We start from the raw sequence: 18,391 nt of genomic DNA, 5'->3' as shown, positions 1-18,391 counted from the left end.
TTATCCAGACGAATACTTGTTCCGTCATACATGACAAGGTAAGCTTTACTTTGCCCAGGAACGATCTTCGTAAAAGTAGTTAACGGCAGATCTGTCGGCTGAAATTCCTGCATAAGCCATAAAGTGCCGGCTCCGATAAGCAATACGGCAGCCACACTCCAACGTAGAATTTTCCGGCGGATAACCGATCGACGCAGGATTTTCCGCGATTGAATCAACGAATCATATTTTGATAAGATACGAGACAAATCACGTTCCGGTAAGGTTTCATGATTCCATTCGGAAACAACGCGTTCATAATAAGCCCGATGTTTCTCATCCGATCTGTACCAAGCTTCAAAGTTCCTTTCCTCTTCTTCGGAAAGTCCCTCGTTCATTCGTCGCAGTAAGATATCCCAATCTATATAGGTTTCCTTTTTCATTAGTTCGATATTTTTCACATATATATCCACTCGATCCCCAAATGGGGGACACAAAAATGATTTTTTTCATACGAACTAAATTATTTACTTTGCAGCAAAATTATATGGAGTGAGCGAGAAGCTAGACATAAAAGATCTTGGACGTAGAATAAAAGGGCGGGATGAAAAAGCATTTCGTTATTTGTATGTGGAATATTTTCACCATTTACAATCTTACGCAATGCGATATACCTACGATTGGACAGAAGCTGAAAATATCGTTCAGGAGTCTTTTCTCTCTCTATGGTGCAACTTACACCGATATGATGCAGAACGTAATGTGATCACTTATTTACTCACCATTGTTCGAAATGCTTGTCTGAAATATATACGGGATCTAAAAATACGGGATCATAACCAAAATAAAGTGATAGAAGCTTTGCTTTTCTCCAATATGATGGACAATGAACCGGATGAAAACCTCCTCCGTCGGTTGAATGAAATTTTATATCGCCTCCCGGACAAGCAAAGGGAAGTTTTATTGAAACATGCAGTGGAACGTAAAACACTACCGGAAATTGCTCTTGAGCTCGGTATTGCCGAATCTACATGCAAAACTCACTATAAACGGGCCATTTCCTTATTGAGAGAAAATTTACATTTTATCCTCTTTGGACTTTGATCCAAAAGGTCATTACAGGAGGATAGATATAACAAGTAATAAAAAAACCCGGAATCAAGACTGATTCCGGGCAATAAATCACTTCGTATTTATTATTCTTCACTACCAGTCTCCTGGTTGTTTTCTGTTCTTTCAGGCCGTGATTCACGACGTTCAGGACGTTCGCGTCTTTCGCCACGATCGTATCTTTCCGGGCGTTCACGTCTTTCACCCCGATCATTTCTTTCGCCACGCGGACGCTCAGGTCTTTCCTGATAACCTTCCGGTTTAGGCAGCAATGCTTTGTGTGACAAACGTAATTTTCCGGTTTTAGGATCTACTTCCAGTAATTTCACCTGAATATGATCGCCTTCTTTCAATACATCCTCTACTTTTTCGATGCGTTTGTAATCAATTTCAGAGACATGCAACAAACCGTCTTTTCCCGGCAGGATTTCGATAAAAGCACCGAAAGGCATAATCGATTTTACAACACCGTCGTACACTTCGCCAACTTCCGGTTTTGCAACGATAGCCCGAATCCGCGCCAAAGCCTTATCGATCGATTCTTTATTGGTAGCGGAAACGTCGACAATACCTTTATTACCAACCTCTTCAATATTGATCGTAGCACCTGATTTTTCCTGAATATCCTGAATAATCTTTCCTCCGGGGCCAATCAAAGCACCGATCTGATCTTTATCGATAGTAACGGTAACAATACGGGGTGCATGCGGTTTCAGGTCTTCACGCGGGGCCGGCATAGTTTCGGTGATGATATCCATGATATGCATCCGTCCACGTTTTGCTTGTTCCAAAGCCTGTTCCATAATTTCATAGGAAAGCCCGTCTACCTTGATATCCATCTGGGTAGCGGTAATACCGTCACGGGTTCCTGTTACCTTGAAGTCCATATCTCCCAGGTGATCTTCGTCGCCCAGGATATCGGACAATACGGCATATTTCGCGCAACCTTTATCGGTAATCAATCCCATAGCGATACCTGTCACCGGTTTTTTCATCGGCACACCGGCATCCATCAAGGCCAGCGTTCCGGCACATACGGTAGCCATAGAAGACGAACCGTTGGATTCCAGAATATCGGATACCACGCGGACCGTATAAGGAAAATCTGCCGGGATCATCCGTTTCAATGCCCGTAAAGCCAGGTTTCCATGACCGATCTCACGACGTCCTACTCCCCGTGAAGCTTTAGCCTCTCCGGTCGAGAACGGCGGGAAATTATAGTGCAACAAGAATCTTTCTTTTCCCTGAATAGTAGCCTCGTCGATTATTTTCTCATCCAGTTTCGTTCCGAGGGTAACAGACGACAAAGACTGTGTCTCACCGCGGGTGAAGATCGAAGATCCGTGAGGTCCGGGCAGATAGCCTACTTCACACCAGATCGGACGAATCTGTTCTGTAGTACGTCCATCCAGGCGTACCCCTTCGTCCAGAATCATCCGGCGCATCGCTTCTTTTTCCACATCGTGGTAATAACGTCCCACCAACATGGCTTTTTCGATCTGCTCTTCTTCAGGCAGAGAAGCCAGGTATTCGGCCCGTACATTATCTAACAATTCGCCACGCAGGTGTTTGTTCGCATTACACTGCCGTGCAACATCATAAGCTTTTTGGTAACACTTGTCCCAAATATCTTTACGGAGTTCCTCATCGTTCACTTCGTGACAATACGTCCGTTTCTCTTTTCCGACAGCAGCAGCCAGTTCTTGCTGAGCTACACACTGTTCTTTAATAGCTGCATGTGCAAACTTGATGGCGTCCAGCATTTCTTTTTCAGAAACTTCGTTCATCTCGCCTTCTACCATCATAATATTTTCATAGGTAGCTCCGACCATGATATCCAGATCGGCCTCTTTCAGAGCGGAAGCCGTCGGGTTGATCACAAATTCTCCATGGATGCGGGCAACCCGTACCTCAGAGATCGGCCCATGAAAAGGGATATCGCTGACAGCCAAAGCAGCCGATGCAGCGAGTCCCGCCAATGCATCCGGCATCGATTCTTCATCGGCCGAATACAGGGTTACCTGTACAAAAGTCTCTGCATGATAATCGTCCGGGAACAAAGGACGCAATGCCCGGTCAACTAAACGGGATACCAATATTTCGTAATCCGAAGATTTTCCTTCTCTCCGCGTAAAACCTCCCGGGAAACGTCCGACAGAAGCGAATTTTTCTTTATAATCTACAGACAAGGGCATAAAATCTACATCAGGACCTGCATCCTGAGCAGAAACCACAGTCGCGAGCAACATCGTATTGCCCATTTTCAGCATCACAGCGCCATCTGCCTGTTTTGCCAATTTGCCGGTTTCCAGCGTAATTACTCTTCCGTCAGCCAGAGTAATGTTCTTTTCAATAACGTTCATAATAACTTAACGGTTAAAAAATAAAATGTTTTAACGGAATTCTTTTTTGGAGGGAGGAGGGAGGATAGAAACAAGCCCGGTTGTCGCCGGGCTTGGGAAAACGTATTTTTATTTACGTATATTCAAAGCTTTAATGATAGCACGATATCTTTCAATGTCGCGGTCTTTCAAATAGTCAAGCAATGCCCGGCGTTTTCCAACTAATTTGATCAATGCTTTCTGAGTACCAAAGTCTTTGTGATTGGCTTTCAGATGTTCTGTCAAATGGCTGATACGGTAGGAAAATAAAGCTATCTGAGATTCCGCAGAACCAGTATCTTTATTAGACTTCCCGTATTGAGAAAAAAGCTCTTCTTTTTTTTCTGCTGATAAATACATGGTTTTTAATTCTTTAAATGATTAATATCGTTAAAACGCCGCAAAGATAGGCTTTATTCCCGGAATTACAAAGAAATGCGACAGTAATTCGTAATAAAAATATAGGTATTTAGATCATAGAAAGGAATTCTCAAAACGGGGTTGGTACAACTTGAAAATTATTTTTACATTTGTAGGTTTTTATAGCTTATAGGGAAAATCTTCCCTATTCACCTTGTGTATGAAATTTAGAAGATGATATAAAATTACGACGGATGAAAAGATTTATTTTTTTGTTGGTGGCCCTAATGCCTGTTTTGGTTTTTGCTCAGAAAGCTAAAATCGATTTTACAACCACCTCCCACAATTTCGGCACAATCAATGAAAATGCCGGTAAAGCAACTTTTGATTTTTCATTTAAAAACACAGGAAATGTTCCTTTGATCCTGACTAATGTACGGGCCGGATGTGGTTGTACGACACCGGAATGGAGCAAAGAACCGGTAGCTCCCGGCCAAACAGGCAGCATCAAAGTATCTTTCGATCCTCGCAACCGTCCGGGTGCTTTCGTTAAAAGCATTACAGTCAATTCCAATGCTTCCAATTCGGTCGTATCGTTAACGATACGGGGTAATGTTACCCGTAAACCGGTAGGCCCGTACGATCAGTATAAATTTAATGCAGGAGCGTTAAAATTAACGAGCAACACGATCAACCTGGGGGCGATAAAAAACACCCAGGTACTGGAACGGAAAATAGAGGTGATCAACAGCGAAAATAAACCTGCCCAAATTCAGGTAATCAGTGAACATCCCCATCTGACGGTAAGTGTCAGTCCTACCACCTTGACTAAAGATCAAAAAGCCACAATTTTGATCAAATACGATGCAACCAAGAAGAACGACTGGGGATTTGTTACCGATAAAATTCAGGTGCAGGTAAACGATAAAACGACCGGAGATATTACCGTTGCAGCAACCATTAGTGAAGATTTCTCTCACTATAACGGCAATTTTGAAAAGGCTCCTGAGATTTCCTTATCGGAGACGGAATATACCCTGAACGATCTGGATAAAAACACTACCTACACCCATGAATTCACGATCCAGAACACCGGAAAATCGGAACTGGTCATTCGTAAAATAAAAACTTCAGATCCCAATCTTTCGGTCACAGCTTCCAGATATACAGTCAAACCGGGAAAAAAAATCAAAGCTAATCTGAGCGTGAAAACCGGGAATGCCAAAAAATTAATTAAAGTCATCCAATTCACGACCAATGATCCTCACAATCCGATTGTGACTTATAAATTGATCGGGAATCTGAAATAAAAAAAATTAAAATCCGAAGTCATGAAATATTTTATTTCACTTATATCCACTTTATTATTTACGTTTACCGTATTTGCCCAGGGAGTGCTTGAAATAAAGCAACCCCAGCAAACTTTAAAAAATCTACAGGCAGACGATCAGCCGGCGACAGTGGTTTATACGGTTAAAAACACAGGCAACCAACCGGTCATCATTACCCGCGTCACTCCCATGACCAGCCTACTGAAAGCCGATTGGCCCAAAAGTCCGCTTCTTCCTGGTAAAAGTTGTGATATAAAAATCACATTCACTCCGATGCAATTACAGGAAAATTTCAACATGCGGATTATGGTCTATTCCAATACGAATCCTGCACGTAAAGAATTGACTCTGACAGGAAATCTGGTCGATAATCCTTCCAAACCGGAATTACTGTATAAATACAATATGAATGGTCTGAAATTCAAAAATAATAACATCAATTTCCGGAAAGTATACACTTGGCAAGTCGCTTCAGATACGCTGGAATATTACAATACCCTCAAAGAAGCTGTAAGCCTGGGAGTCATTTATAAATCCAACCACCTGCAGGCCACTTTCGAACCGGCACAAGTAGCTCCGGGTAAAAAAGGAAAGATTATTGTCACATTCGATGCCCCCAAAGCCAACGACTACGGTTATGTTTACGAAAGCCTCATTTTGTCCGTTAATGGCTCTAAAGAATATAGCAACCGTTTATCCGTTACCGCGGAACTCAGTGAAGATTTCAGCAAACTGAGCAAAAAAGAAAAAGCCAATGCTCCGGTGGCAAAATTCGATAAAAAAGAATGTAATTTCGGAGAAATCAAACAGGGAGAAAAAACCAGTTGTGATTTTACTTTAACGAATGCAGGAAAAAGTATCCTGTTCATCCGGAAAACAAAAGCCAGCTGTGGCTGTACTGCCGTTACCATGGGTCAAAAAGAACTTCAGCCCGGTCAATCGACAACCATCCGGGCCACTTTCGACTCCACCGGCAAATCCGGACGTCAGCATAAATCGATCACGGTAATCACCAACGATCCTTCCCAACCTGAAAACACCTTAATAATAAGCGGAAACGTAAAATAAAGCTAAAAGCGATAAATAGAAGGTAAAAGGTATAAAGTAAAAGGTAAAAAGTGAAATCCTTTTACCTTTTACCTTTTACTTTTAACCTTTTACTTTTTTCCTTATTTTTGTCCTGTAATAAAATGCACGAAATGGTTTATCCGGAAAATTTTGAAAGTAAGATTAAGTTTGATAAGATCAGGCAATTCATTCAAAAAAATTGTTTGAGTGATATGGGCAGGGATTTGGTAGAAGCGATGAAATTTTCTGCTGAACCGACAGAAATCCGGAAACGCCTGGAAGAGACGCGGGAATTTATGTCTATCCTGGAAGAAGAAGACCAATTTCCCGGTGATCATTTCAGTGATGCCCGCCCTTTTTTGAACAAAATACGGGTAGAGGGCTTATTTCTGGAAGTGGCCGAAATGGTCGCTCTCAAGCAATCGCTGGAATCCCTGACGGCCATTGTTCGTTTTTTCCAGGGCAAAGGCGAGCGGTATCCGCGTTTAACGGCCCAAGCCGGAGAAATCCAATTATTCCCCTATATTTTGCAACGTCTCGATTCCATCGTATCCCGCCATGGAAGCATAAAAGATACGGCTTCTCCTGAATTGGGAGATATCCGCCATCGTCTTCAACGGAAACAAAACGGTATCTCCCGGCGTATGCAGGCTTTATTACAACAAGCTCAGACAGAAGGGTGGGCAGAAAAAGACACCTCCATCGCCATCCGGGACGGTCGTATGGTTATTCCTGTGCCTTCTGCCTATAAACGAAAAATAAACGGTATCGTCCATGACGAATCAGCCACAGGTAAAACCTCTTATATCGAACCGGCCGAGATCGTCGAAACCAACAATGAAATCCGGGAACTGGAATTGGAAGAAAAACGGGAGATCACCCGGATCCTCCGTCGGTTTGCCGAAGACCTGCGTCCTTATGTCGATGATTTGATTCCGGCCTACGACTTTCTGGCTTATATCGATTTTGTACGGGCTAAAGCAGCTTTTTCACTCTATATAGAAGCAACCGTCCCGGCTTTCAGCGAGCGTCCGGAAATGTTCTGGTACGGTGCCCGGCATCCCCTTTTATGGCTCAGCCTGAAAAATACCGATAAAAATATCGTCCCCCTGAAAATAGAAATAGATGAAACCCAACGGATTATTCTGATATCAGGTCCCAATGCGGGGGGTAAATCCGTATGCCTGCAGAGCGCCGGTTTATTGCAATATATGTTTCAATGTGGTCTGCCGGTACCGGTCAGTGAAGCAAGCCGGTTCGGTATTTTCAAAAAAATACTCATCGACATGGGCGACGAGCAATCCATTGAAAACGATCTGAGTACCTATAGCTCCCACCTCATCAACATGAAAAATTTTCTCCGCTACGGAGATGAAAATACACTGATACTGATCGATGAATTCGGAACCGGGACAGAACCTATGCTGGGAGGGGCTATAGCCGAAGCCATCCTGAAAACCCTCAATCAAAAACAGGTGAAAGGGGTCATCACGACCCACTATACCAACCTGAAACATTTTGCAGCGGAAACAGCCGGTATCGAAAATGGAGCCATGCTTTATGACAGCCACCGGATGTTGCCTTTATTCGAGTTATGTATCGGGAAACCGGGCTCTTCCTTTGCCTTTGAAATCGCCAAAAAGATCGGTCTTCCCAAAGAAATACTGGAAGACGCTGCCTCGAAAATCGGTGAAGACCATATTAATTACGACAAACATCTGAAAGATATCGCCCGGGACAAGCGTTACTGGGAGGAAAAACGCAGACGCATTCACGAAAATGAGAAACGACTCGATGAAGTCGTCGAAAAATACAGCCAGGAATTGACCGAAGCTTCCCGCTTACGCAAAGAGATCATCAAAGAAGCCCAACAAAAAGCTCAGGAAATCATCAATTCGGCCAATAAAACCATCGAGCAAACCATCCGGGATATTCGCGAAAATCAAGCAGAAAAAGAAAAGACCCGAGAAATCCGGCAAAGAATGGAGGCCGAAAAAGAACGGTTGCTCTCCGAACAAGCCAGTGCTGAGGAAGAACGGATCCGGAAAAAAATGGAGAAACTGCAAAACCGGGAAAAAAGTAAAAAGATCAAAAATAAAGTCTCCGGCTCTACGTCGGTTTCCGACGGCACCGCAACCGAACTCCCTCTACAGAAAGGGGATTTTGTCAGTCTGCCCAACAAAGCCATCGGAGAAATTCTTGAAATCAACGACAAAAATGCGGTCATCGCTTTAGGAAATATAAGAACGACGGCCAAACTTTCCCAACTGAAAAGAGCATCGGCCGGTCAGGCCAAGAAAGTGGCCCGCACCCAACCCCAAGCCTCATATGCCAACATCCGGGAAAATATCAGCCAGAAACGTTTCGACTTCAAACCCGATATCGACCTTCGGGGAATGCGCGGAGAGGAAGCTTTGCAAAAAGTGATCACCTTCCTCGACGAAGCCGTTATGCTCAATTACAAAGAAGTAAGGCTACTACACGGCACCGGAACAGGGGCTTTAAGGCAACTGATCCGTCAATATCTCAGTACCAACCCGCTCGTCGCTTCCTTTGGAGACGAACAAATACAACTGGGAGGCGCCGGAATTACAGTCGTAAAATTAGATATATAATATTGGCATTTATATACATGTTTACCCTAAACGTAGGTTTTAGTTGTTTAGAATTCCGATGGAATTGTTGAGAGAATCTTCGATTCTGTTGAGATAAAATCCTTGGGATTTTCTGTTGAGCGTCTTCGGCTGACAATTAAAAATCAGAAAACAGAAGTTTTCTCTCAACAGAGCCATAGGCTCTCTCAACAGGAACGAAGTGAGTCTAAACAAACTGAAAGTTTCTAAACAACTAAAACCTACGTTTATAAATGTAAATATATATATCACTACCATAACATTTTTAGATTGTCATCAGTTTCTATTCTGTCGCTTTCAAATCCACTTTTAAGCCCCCACGTTCTCTTAAAGCCTGCAATATCTGTTCTTTCACTCTGCCACCCGATCTTGCTTTACAGACAAATCAACGCTGGTATCTGTTTCTGTTTTTCCGCTTCATCCAATCTTTTCCCCTTGGAAAAAACTTCATAATAACCTTCAAAAAAATCTAAAAACAAGTCAATGAAACAGATAGTTGATAAAATACCATTATATTTGAAACAGAATAAGACATTATTTATGGAAATCATTATTATTTTAGGATTAATTCTTTTAAACGGCATTTTATCCATGTCGGAAATTGCCATGGTATCTGCCCGTAAAAGTCGTTTAGAAACAGCAGCTAAAAAAGGAAGTAAGACTGCGAAAACCGCCCTGCGTCTGGCCAATGAGCCGGATCGTTTTTTATCCACAATACAAATCGGGATCACCCTGATCGGTATTCTGACCGGTTTATATTCGGGAGAAGCTTTAGCCGGAGATCTGGCCCGTTGGCTGGAAACAATCGGGATTCCCCAGGCCCATAGCCTCACTTTAGCGAAAGGGATCATCGTTATATTGGTCACCTATCTGACCTTAATATTGGGAGAGCTGGTGCCGAAACATCTGGGAATGAATGCACCGGAAAAAATCGCCCGGTTGATTGCCCGACCCATGGAAGTATTGTCCAAAATCGCCTCTCCTTTCGTCTGGTTACTTTCAGCCAGTACCAAAGCGGTTATCCGGCTCACCGGACTTCATACTTCTACCGAAAATAAAGTGACCGAAGAAGAAATTAAAGCAATCATTCAGGAAGGTACCGAAGACGGTGAAATCCAGGAAGTCGAACAAGACATTGTAGAAAAAGTTTTCAACCTGGGCGACCGTAAAATCGGTTCTATCATGACCCACCGCAGTGACCTCATCTGGCTGGAAATCGGCGAATCCGCCGAATCGATCCGGAATAAAGTGAAAGAGAATGTGTATACGGTGTATCCGGTAGCCCACGATGAACTGGACCATATCGAAGGAGTGGTGTACCTGAAAGATCTTTTCAGCCATTTAGACGAACCGGACTTCAAGCTAGCCGATATCTTACGCACGGCTCAGTTCTTTCCGGAGAACCAAAGCGTGTACAATACGCTGGGACATCTGAAATCCGATCACATCAAATACGGATTGGTAACCGACGAATTCGGCAGCATCCAGGGAATCGTCACCTTAAAAGATATCGTAGACGTGTTGCTGGGAGAAATCACCGAAAGCCACGACGAACCTGAAATCATCCGCCGCGACGACGGCTCCCTATTGGTCGACGGCCAATGCTCGTTCTATGAATTTTTGGAATACATCGATATGGAATGCCTGTATCCCGAATACGACTATAACACCATCAGCGGCTTGATCCTGCATCTGCTGGAACACATCCCCCATACCGGCGAGAAAATTTCCTGGCACGAGCTGGAGTTCGAGATCGTCGACATGGACGGTGCCCGTATCGATAAAATACTGGTATCTAGCAAGAGACACGATAAATAACAAAAATTTTATACGAATTGCTTTTCAGGCTCGATCGGTTCCAAAAGTACGATCGAGCCTGAAACGATCTTCTAAAGTCCATTTATAACGCTTTGCGGATTCGAACCAATTTCTCCAGCAATCCTTCGAGTAAATCCAAACGCAGCATATTCGCACCGTCCGATTTCGCATTTTTCGGATCAGGATGAGTTTCGATAAAGATGCCGTCGGCTCCGACAGCTATTCCGGCTTTAGCGATGGTCTCGATCAACTGGGGTTGTCCGCCGGTCACCCCACAACTCTGGTTGGGTTGTTGCAGAGAATGAGTAACATCGACGACAACAGGACACTGGCACCCTTGCTGCATGATGCTGATCCCTCTATAGTCGACCACCAAATCCTGGTATCCGAAAGTCGTCCCCCGCTCGGTCACCATCACATTCTCGTTTCCGGATTCACGCACTTTATCGACAGCAAAACGCATGGCATCGGGAGATAAAAACTGTCCTTTCTTAATATTCACCATCCGGCCTGTTTTCGCAGCCGCTACCAGTAAATCGGTCTGCCGGCAGAGAAATGCCGGGATTTGAAGGATATCGACATATTCGGCAGCCATAACAGCATCTTCAGGGCTATGAATATCCGTCACCACCGGTATTTGAAAATCTTTCCGGATCTTCGCCAATATTTTTAAAGCCTTTTCATCCCCTATTCCTGTAAAAGAATCCAAACGGGAACGGTTGGCCTTTTTAAAAGATCCTTTGAAAACATAAGGAATCCCCCATTTATCGGTGAGCTCGGAAACATGTTCCGCTATCCTGAGTGCCATCTCTTCGCCCTCGATGACACAAGGACCGGCTAACAAAAAAAACATCTCTTGTCCGGTTATTTCATTCAATATTTTCATAAATATAGGATTTTATGGTCAACACCAATTTCAAGTTAATATTTCTTTTTCCACCAGGCTTTCAGCCTTTCCAGTAGTTTCATTTCAGCAGCATTTTGCTGAGGTTTATAAAATATATGCTGTTTCAGCTCCTGCGGCATAAACTCCATTTCCACAAAATTACCCGGATAATCATGGGCATATTTATAATCTTTCCCATAGTTCAGTTCTTTCATCAGTTTGGTCGGAGCATTCCGCAAATACAACGGAACCGGTATGTTTCCGGTTTGTCTCACCGTCGCCATCGCCTCATTGATCGCCATATAAGCCGAATTACTTTTGGGAGAGGTAGCCAGATAAATCACACATTCCGACAAGGGAATTCTGGCTTCAGGCATACCGATTTTATGGACAATATCGAAACAGGTATTGGCCAGCAACATCGCATTCGGATTAGCCAATCCGACATCCTCGGAGGCGGAAATCAGCAAACGGCGGGCGATAAACTTAGGATCTTCTCCCCCTTCCAGCATCCGGGCCATATAATACAAAGCCGCATTCGGATCACTTCCCCGGATCGACTTGATCATGGCAGAAATAATATCGTAGTGCTGCTCGCCATCTTTATCGTACATCAGCGGATTTTCCTGCAACTCTTTACGTACCGTATCGTTATCGATGATGATCTCCGGTCCCGGTTGAGCATTCACCACCAATTCCAGGATATTCAACAGCTTACGGGCATCCCCGCCACTAAAGGAAATCAGGGCTTCTTTCTCTTTGACAACGATATTCTTTTCTCTCAGATAAAAATCGGTCGTAATGGCACGGTCTATCAGGCTTTCCAGATCGGCTTTTTCCTGAGACTTCAAGACATATACCTGACAACGGGACAATAAAGGCGAGATCACCTCGAACGAAGGATTCTCGGTCGTAGCTCCGATCAAGGTAACGGTTCCCTTTTCGACAGCAGCCAACAAAGAATCTTGCTGTGCCTTGGAAAACCGATGGATTTCATCGATAAAAAGTATCGGATTAGGCGTGTTGAAAAAACGCTGGCTCTCTGCTTTTTGTATCACTTCACGCACATCTTTTACCCCCGAACTAACAGCACTCAGGACATAAAACGGACGTTTCAACTGTTCGGCGATGATCATGGCCAAAGTCGTTTTCCCGACTCCCGGCGGTCCCCATAAAATAAAAGAAGAAACCACCCCGGATTCGATCATCTTACGCAACACTTTCCCTTTTCCCACCAAATGTTGCTGACCGATATAATCGTCCAGCGTCTTGGGCCTCAGTCGCTCTGCTAAAGGTTTATTCTCCATAAAAAATCCGTATCTTTTTACAAAGATACGGATTAAATCTTTCATTCTCCTGTATCCACTCTCATTTTTTAGAAGTGCCGCTCTCCAATATACTCACGATGGAGAACAAGCAAAAACAGATCGCTCCTAACCCCACCAATACCCGGGCCGGAACAAAAAATGCATTGTCATACAACCCTTCCTCAAACAGAAAGGCAGCTAAAAACAAGCACATTAAAGCGGTCAGCACCGGAATCAACGGAATCCGGTTGGCTAAAGCAAAACTCTGTTTCCACACTTTGGCCAACAAAATCACTTTACTGGAGATACTGAAACAAACCAAGCCCAAGCCCATCATGATGAAACCGGTGGTATTGGCTACATTCCCAACCATAGCAAGAATGACCACCAAGCCCCAGATAAAAGCCACCATTCCCATCACCAATACCAGTTTCGGCCAATTTCTACGGTCACCTTCTCCATAAGTATTCCGGATCTGTTTAGCGATACTGGCTACCAAAGCAATCAAGCTGGTACAAATACAGGCCAACCCTCCCATCACTGTCCCGGCTACCAAAAAATAAGCCCCTTCACCGATCCGGGATAACAATACAATCGCCCAAATCCAGGCAATCAGGGAGAACAATACAGTCAAACCGATCAGCACATTCTGCGTCATTGCAGAAAAACCTTCTTTATTGACTTCATACGTCGGATTGGCCGAATTGGCCGGTATCAAATAAAATTTTGTAGAAGAAGTCGCTGCCGTAGAAACGCAAGCTGCAATCAAACCGACTCCGGCCACCACATGGCCGGAAACAATGAAATTGGAATTTTCAGCAGAACCGAAAATCCAAATCCCCAATGCTATAGTTAAGAAGGCTACAACATATCCGAAACCAGGAATAATATACTTTAAAACCGTATGGAATTTATGGATCAATTGCCGGATAATGGTTGCAGCAGTCGCAAACAAAGCCAGACAAATAGCTCCCAGAAAAAACACAACAGGCCCGGCAACCTGCCTGGCCTCATCATCTCCATACAAAAAAATAAACCCGCCGAGAAAAAAGCAAATAAATGCCATCACAACGGGAATTGCCCGAAACAAAATACTGATACCGTGATTCATAATTCAATATTTGAAAATTAAACTCACACGGTATACGGAAAGCTCCGGATAAATGTTCTTTTATATCAAGTCGCATAAAGCAGCAGCTCCTGCAATAATTGCCGTCGTTGTATCGGCGACAGTCATGATAGAAGCATTGATCCCGTTGGCTTTCATATATTGACTGATCAAAGGCAGGAAATACTGTTCGGAAAGTACCATACCTCCTCCGATTACTAGCATATCGGCATTAAACCGGGTCATAAACGGCACCATGATCTCTCCGAAAGAATTCGAAAATTCGCGGAAGACCTGCTCGGTCTCTGTCTTATATTTACCGGCCTGGTATAAATCGATCATTCCTTTCACCCCTTGGACCGTCTCTCCGGTCAATTCGGCAAAACGCTTCTCGAACCAGCGGGTAGAAACATAATCCTCAGCGATCACCCCACGGAAGGGATAATTCCACAATTCTCCTCCGATAGGCACTCCTGGACCATACGTAGCATAACAACCGTCTACGATAAAACAAGCCCCGAAACCGGTACCCAAAGTCACTCCGATCAAATGACGGTCACGGCTTCCGTTCAATCTCCATGCGCCCATACCGAAAGCAGCGGCATCGTTTGTAAATAAAATAGAGGACGGCAGGATGCCTGTAACACGGCTCAATTCCTGACGGATATTCAATCCTTTCAGAGAAGCGAATTTATGATCGGCCATGGCGATTCCCTGCACAAAATCAAAAGGTGATGGCATAGCGACTCCGATTCCACGGATAGTCTTACCAGCAGCCTTACCCATACACTCTTTCAATGCTTTCTCCCAGGCAGCCAGAATAATACCGGCACTTTGATTTTCAGCCACTTTAACTTCGGCATACGTATTTTCGATCAAACTACAGTCGCTCAAATTAACAAGCTGACAAGCAATGTGTGACCCTCCGATATCCACACCTAGCACATAAATATCTTCCATTATCTATTCTTTTATAAGTTTAGTAATTCATTGAAGTACAAATGTGAAAATTTATTTCCACATATCAAATTTCTATCCCTTAAATATTCAGCCGGTAATGATCCACAATTTCCAGTAAGGTAACTCCATAACGCTCCGCGACCTTTTTTCCGATCCCCGGTATAGCCAGTAATTCTTTCCCTGTTGTCGGCAGCGTATTGGCCACTCCCAGCAAAGCTTTCTGCTGCAAAACGGTATAGGCCGGCAACCCCAGACGCATAGCTTCTTCTTTTCGCCACAAGCGCAAGGCATTGTATAATTCCGGATGCAAAACATCTTCCCCTACCTCTACCTTATCGGTAGTCTTCCTGGTCCGGGGTTTTGGTTTTTCCAATACAGCCTTTGCTTTCGCCATTAAATAGGCTTTCACTTCAAACCCTTCTTTCACTGCCTCCAGGGTCTCCATCTTCACTCCTACCTCCTGTCTCAATTTCTCCAAGGCTTCCTCGACTGTTTTACGTACATCTTTATTATCGATTTCGGGATGTGCACTCTCTAAGAAGGTAACAATATTCCGGCCGGTCTGTTCGCTGAAATAAGCTACCCCTTTGGCTACCCTTTCCCCGACCTGCCGATCGGTTTCATAATTTGCTGCCCCTTCGACCAGACGCTCCAGCTGCATCTGAAATTTTTCACCTACCTCTGTCAATTCACTATGACACAACTCCCTGACTTCCCGGCAACGTTTGGTTAATTCGGGATAGAGTTTCCACAAATGTTCTCCGAATACCCAGGCCACATGTTGCAAGCGTTTAAGGACACCACTAAAATCGAACAGTTCTTTCAACAACTGCAAATAATAGGTCCTGCGTGCCTCTTCCAGCTGCATCGGTCCGGGTTGATTCCGGGAAACTTCATCCGTAAAATGCTTCACCACCTGATCATTGATCAAAGCCTCGGGACGTAAAGGCGTTCCAAGGACCAATCCTTCCAAACTTTTACAGCGGCTCAAAGCAACATACACCTGCCCATGAGTAAAGGCAGCTCCCGCATTGACAATAGCTTTCTCGAAAGTCAATCCCTGACTTTTGTGAATGGTAATCGCCCAGGCCGTTTTCAAGGGATATTGTTTAAAACTGCCTGCGACAGTCTCTGAAATTTCCTGTGTTTCAGCATCGATACTGTATTTGGTATTGGTCCATTCTTCCCGGGTTACCGTAATCGCGTCCTTTTCGCCCCCACATCTCACCAGAATATTGTCTGCACTGATCGCTGTAATCCGTCCGATTTTTCCATTATAATACCGTTTTTCAGACGACGAATCATTCTTCACAAACATCACCTGAGCCCCTTTTTTCAATACCAAATGCTGATCTGTCGGGAAAGCGTATTCGGGAAAATCGTCTTTCACTTCCGCCGAATAGGTATAAGCCCTTTCTTCAATCGCATCGAGTTTGCGGTTATTGATCTGCTGAGCCTGGTAGTTATGAGTCGTCAGCGTAATATATCCTTCGGAATCATCCGGATTGAATCCGGGTATATACCTATTGTTCAAGGCCTTCAAAGTAGCCAGATCCGCCTGGTTATCCCGGATCTTATTGAGCAAATGAATGAACACCGAATCCGACTGCCGGTATACGTGAGTCAATTCGATACACTGATACGAGACCGTCTGTAAGGCTCTGCTGCAAAAAAAGAAAGGAGACGGATAAATATGCTTCAACATCCCCCATTCCTCTTCTTTCACGACAGGTGCCAATTGCTGCAAATCGCCGATCATCAACAACTGTACCCCACCAAATGGTTTGCTCCGGTCTCTGTACCGGCAGAGCATATCACTCACGGCATCCAACAAATCCGCCCTGACCATACTGATCTCATCGATGACCAGCAAATCCATACTCCGGATAATATTGATTTTATCCCGGCCGAATTTATGGTTAAACCGTTTCTCTCCCGACTGGTTTTCTTCGGTCCTCCCCGGAATATAAGGCCCGAAAGGCAATTGAAAAAAAGAATGAATGGTAACTCCCCCGGCATTGATCGCAGCCACACCGGTAGGAGCGACAACAATCATCCGTTTAGGCGAACGTTGCTTCAATTCCCGCAAAAATGTCGTTTTTCCTGTACCGGCTTTACCGGTCAAAAAAATACTGGTACCGGTATATTCCAAAAAATTAAAAGCAAGCTCTAATTGGGGATTCGTTTCCATATCGACGCAACATCATATTTTTACAAAATTACGAAATTTAAGGCCATAGCCGAATAAATTTCCGACAATTTTACAAAAAACTACAGGAAGTTAGCTTCAAAAATCAAAGCTATCCCCTGTAAAGAATAACCTTAAAAAGCAAACGTTCAATTAAACAAAATAATAAAATAGACCAAGCCGTAAAACTTGTTCGCAAGTTATTCTGTATAGAATATAAATTAGAAATGTTTTATGAATCAGCCACCCTATAAGGCTAATATATACATCGGAATCCAGACATTCGACTTATTAAACAAGAAAACTCCTTCTAAGGGATTGACTAGAGTTTCACTCAAGATTCGCAACATCAGAGTCGATTCAAAAACGATACTGGAACGTTACAGCGACGCCGGCCAGTATCTTCGAAACGACTATGTATCGTCACCGACGGCACCATAGCCCAAGGGACAACAAACAGAATAGGTAATAGCGATCTTAAAAACTTATCCTCCGTCCCCGCAAATTTCTCAGCCCCGCCTAGTTCAAACTATGGCAAGTATTTATGAAATTAAAAGATTCGAATCCTGTATAGAAACAAGAACTACCATGGTTGCTTAGGATATGCCACTGAAAGCCAGAGGACCAAAAGGTTGCCCGGAAATAAAAGATTAAATCTGATTTTATCGAGAGTCTATGAATATGCCGACTTTCGATAAAATCAGTGAATTTACGACTTAATTTTTAAACTAAATAATAAATATTGGATATTTGAATAACAACATAATAACACAAAGCATTCTATTGCTATTCAGGGAGATATTATCGGTTCGACTACTTTGACAACTGCTAACAAAGAAAAAGTCAGAGAGGGATTATTCGTTTTTAAGCAATTAATAGAAACAGCATATCCGAAAAGTTATGTCCGTTTAAGTAAAGAGGATTATGTGGAGTGTTATCTTCCTGATTGAAGCCCACAGCTTGGCTGATTTTTGGTTTCAGAACGATCGAATGTGTTGTGCTAAGTCAAAGAAAGCCTTTGGTTCACCTGCACCTGGAGGACATATAACCCTGGTATTCGGATTACCTTGGTGATTTACTTTTTCATGGAACTTTGCTCCTTATGTTTTAAGGATTACCGTGATGCATTATCTGGTCGATGGATTGAAAATCAAATCAAGTCAAAAATAGCCTTCAACGGCCGTTTTTACTTTTGTTACAGGCCAGCTAGTACATTTTTTGATGAGTACCGGAATCTCTTTTCGCTATCTTAAAGAGAAACA

The 18,391-nt window shown here is 43.6% G+C and carries 13 protein-coding genes and 1 pseudogene; 6 read left to right on the top strand and 8 right to left on the bottom strand.

The window, feature by feature from the left end; genetic code table 11:
* A pseudogene (locus WS34_RS11630) lies at positions 1-422 on the bottom strand (DUF4880 domain-containing protein); the annotation flags it as partial.
* 109 nt (positions 423-531) lie between these two features.
* On the opposite strand from WS34_RS11630, the gene WS34_RS11625 reads away from it, so the two are divergent.
* Positions 532-1,083 carry an RNA polymerase sigma factor gene (locus WS34_RS11625; RefSeq protein WP_046404993.1) on the top strand — a complete coding sequence of 184 codons (552 nt, stop codon included), beginning with the start codon at positions 532-534 and terminating at the stop codon, positions 1,081-1,083.
* A gap of 92 nt (positions 1,084-1,175) precedes the next feature.
* On the opposite strand, the gene pnp is transcribed toward WS34_RS11625, so the two are convergent.
* Positions 1,176-3,455 (bottom strand): polyribonucleotide nucleotidyltransferase, encoded by a 2,280-nt coding sequence (pnp, locus tag WS34_RS11620; RefSeq protein ID WP_046404991.1) that lies wholly within the window; start codon positions 3,453-3,455, stop codon positions 1,176-1,178.
* 105 nt (positions 3,456-3,560) lie between these two features.
* Positions 3,561-3,830: a 30S ribosomal protein S15 gene (gene rpsO, locus WS34_RS11615; RefSeq protein WP_046404989.1), complete on the bottom strand. Its 270-nt coding sequence runs from the start codon at positions 3,828-3,830 to the stop codon at positions 3,561-3,563.
* A gap of 254 nt (positions 3,831-4,084) precedes the next feature.
* Here rpsO and WS34_RS11610 point away from each other — a divergent pair, with 254 nt between their 5' ends.
* The 4 genes from WS34_RS11610 to WS34_RS11595 all read left to right on the top strand — a co-directional run bounded on the left by WS34_RS11610 (position 4,085) and on the right by WS34_RS11595 (position 10,680).
* A complete protein-coding gene (locus WS34_RS11610) occupies positions 4,085-5,140 on the top strand; it encodes a DUF1573 domain-containing protein (RefSeq protein ID WP_046404986.1) in 1,056 nt (351 codons plus the stop codon).
* Positions 5,141-5,161: 21 nt separating this feature from the next.
* Entirely contained in the window at positions 5,162-6,229 is a 1,068-nt protein-coding gene (locus tag WS34_RS11605; RefSeq protein WP_286693742.1) for a DUF1573 domain-containing protein, read from the top strand.
* Positions 6,230-6,360: 131 nt separating this feature from the next.
* On the top strand, positions 6,361-8,844 hold the full coding sequence (locus WS34_RS11600) for an endonuclease MutS2 (RefSeq protein WP_046404984.1): 2,484 nt from the start codon (positions 6,361-6,363) through the stop codon (positions 8,842-8,844).
* Positions 8,845-9,402: 558 nt separating this feature from the next.
* Positions 9,403-10,680, top strand: coding sequence for a hemolysin family protein (locus WS34_RS11595; protein ID WP_046404982.1), 1,278 nt, complete (start codon positions 9,403-9,405; stop codon positions 10,678-10,680).
* An 82-nt stretch (positions 10,681-10,762) separates the two neighbouring features.
* Here the strand turns inward: WS34_RS11595 and kdsA are convergent, their stop codons facing one another.
* From kdsA to WS34_RS11570, 5 genes are all read right to left on the bottom strand, one after another.
* Positions 10,763-11,566 carry a 3-deoxy-8-phosphooctulonate synthase gene (kdsA, locus tag WS34_RS11590; protein ID WP_046404980.1) on the bottom strand — a complete coding sequence of 268 codons (804 nt, stop codon included), beginning with the start codon at positions 11,564-11,566 and terminating at the stop codon, positions 10,763-10,765.
* A gap of 35 nt (positions 11,567-11,601) precedes the next feature.
* Positions 11,602-12,873 carry a replication-associated recombination protein A gene (locus tag WS34_RS11585; RefSeq protein ID WP_046404997.1) on the bottom strand — a complete coding sequence of 424 codons (1,272 nt, stop codon included), beginning with the start codon at positions 12,871-12,873 and terminating at the stop codon, positions 11,602-11,604.
* Positions 12,874-12,934: 61 nt separating this feature from the next.
* Positions 12,935-13,984, bottom strand: coding sequence for a DUF2776 domain-containing protein (locus tag WS34_RS11580; protein ID WP_046404978.1), 1,050 nt, complete (start codon positions 13,982-13,984; stop codon positions 12,935-12,937).
* Positions 13,985-14,044: 60 nt separating this feature from the next.
* Complete coding sequence (locus WS34_RS11575; RefSeq protein WP_046404976.1) at positions 14,045-14,941, bottom strand: ROK family protein; 897 nt, start codon at positions 14,939-14,941, stop codon at positions 14,045-14,047.
* A gap of 79 nt (positions 14,942-15,020) precedes the next feature.
* The gene (locus WS34_RS11570) at positions 15,021-17,132 is read right to left on the bottom strand and encodes an HRDC domain-containing protein (protein WP_046404974.1); all 2,112 of its coding nucleotides are present in this window, start codon (positions 17,130-17,132) and stop codon (positions 15,021-15,023) included.
* A gap of 921 nt (positions 17,133-18,053) precedes the next feature.
* On the opposite strand from WS34_RS11570, the gene WS34_RS15870 reads away from it, so the two are divergent.
* Positions 18,054-18,203: a DUF3307 domain-containing protein gene (locus tag WS34_RS15870; RefSeq protein WP_353743267.1), complete on the top strand. Its 150-nt coding sequence runs from the start codon at positions 18,054-18,056 to the stop codon at positions 18,201-18,203.
* Positions 18,204-18,391 lie beyond the last annotated feature (188 nt).

This window comes from Odoribacter sp. N15.MGS-14, from assembly GCF_000980245.1.
GTDB classification, from domain to species: Bacteria; Bacteroidota; Bacteroidia; order Bacteroidales; family Marinifilaceae; genus Odoribacter; species Odoribacter splanchnicus.
The sequence above is the reverse complement of the archived record's forward strand: the minus strand, read 5'-3'. Positions and strand labels throughout refer to the sequence as shown.

Coding starts and splice junctions, on each gene's coding strand:
- WS34_RS11600 (WP_046404984.1), top strand. CDS start 6,361: ATGGTTTATCCGGAAAATTTTGAAAGTAAGATTAAGTTTGATAAGATC.
- WS34_RS11580 (WP_046404978.1), bottom strand. CDS start 13,984: ATGAATCACGGTATCAGTATTTTGTTTCGGGCAATTCCCGTTGTGATG.
- WS34_RS15870 (WP_353743267.1), top strand. CDS start 18,054: ATGTGGAGTGTTATCTTCCTGATTGAAGCCCACAGCTTGGCTGATTTT.
- WS34_RS11610 (WP_046404986.1), top strand. CDS start 4,085: ATGAAAAGATTTATTTTTTTGTTGGTGGCCCTAATGCCTGTTTTGGTT.
- WS34_RS11605 (WP_286693742.1), top strand. CDS start 5,162: ATGAAATATTTTATTTCACTTATATCCACTTTATTATTTACGTTTACC.
- rpsO (WP_046404989.1), bottom strand. CDS start 3,830: ATGTATTTATCAGCAGAAAAAAAAGAAGAGCTTTTTTCTCAATACGGG.
- WS34_RS11570 (WP_046404974.1), bottom strand. CDS start 17,132: ATGGAAACGAATCCCCAATTAGAGCTTGCTTTTAATTTTTTGGAATAT.
- WS34_RS11585 (WP_046404997.1), bottom strand. CDS start 12,873: ATGGAGAATAAACCTTTAGCAGAGCGACTGAGGCCCAAGACGCTGGAC.
- WS34_RS11595 (WP_046404982.1), top strand. CDS start 9,403: ATGGAAATCATTATTATTTTAGGATTAATTCTTTTAAACGGCATTTTA.
- WS34_RS11575 (WP_046404976.1), bottom strand. CDS start 14,941: ATGGAAGATATTTATGTGCTAGGTGTGGATATCGGAGGGTCACACATT.
- kdsA (WP_046404980.1), bottom strand. CDS start 11,566: ATGAAAATATTGAATGAAATAACCGGACAAGAGATGTTTTTTTTGTTA.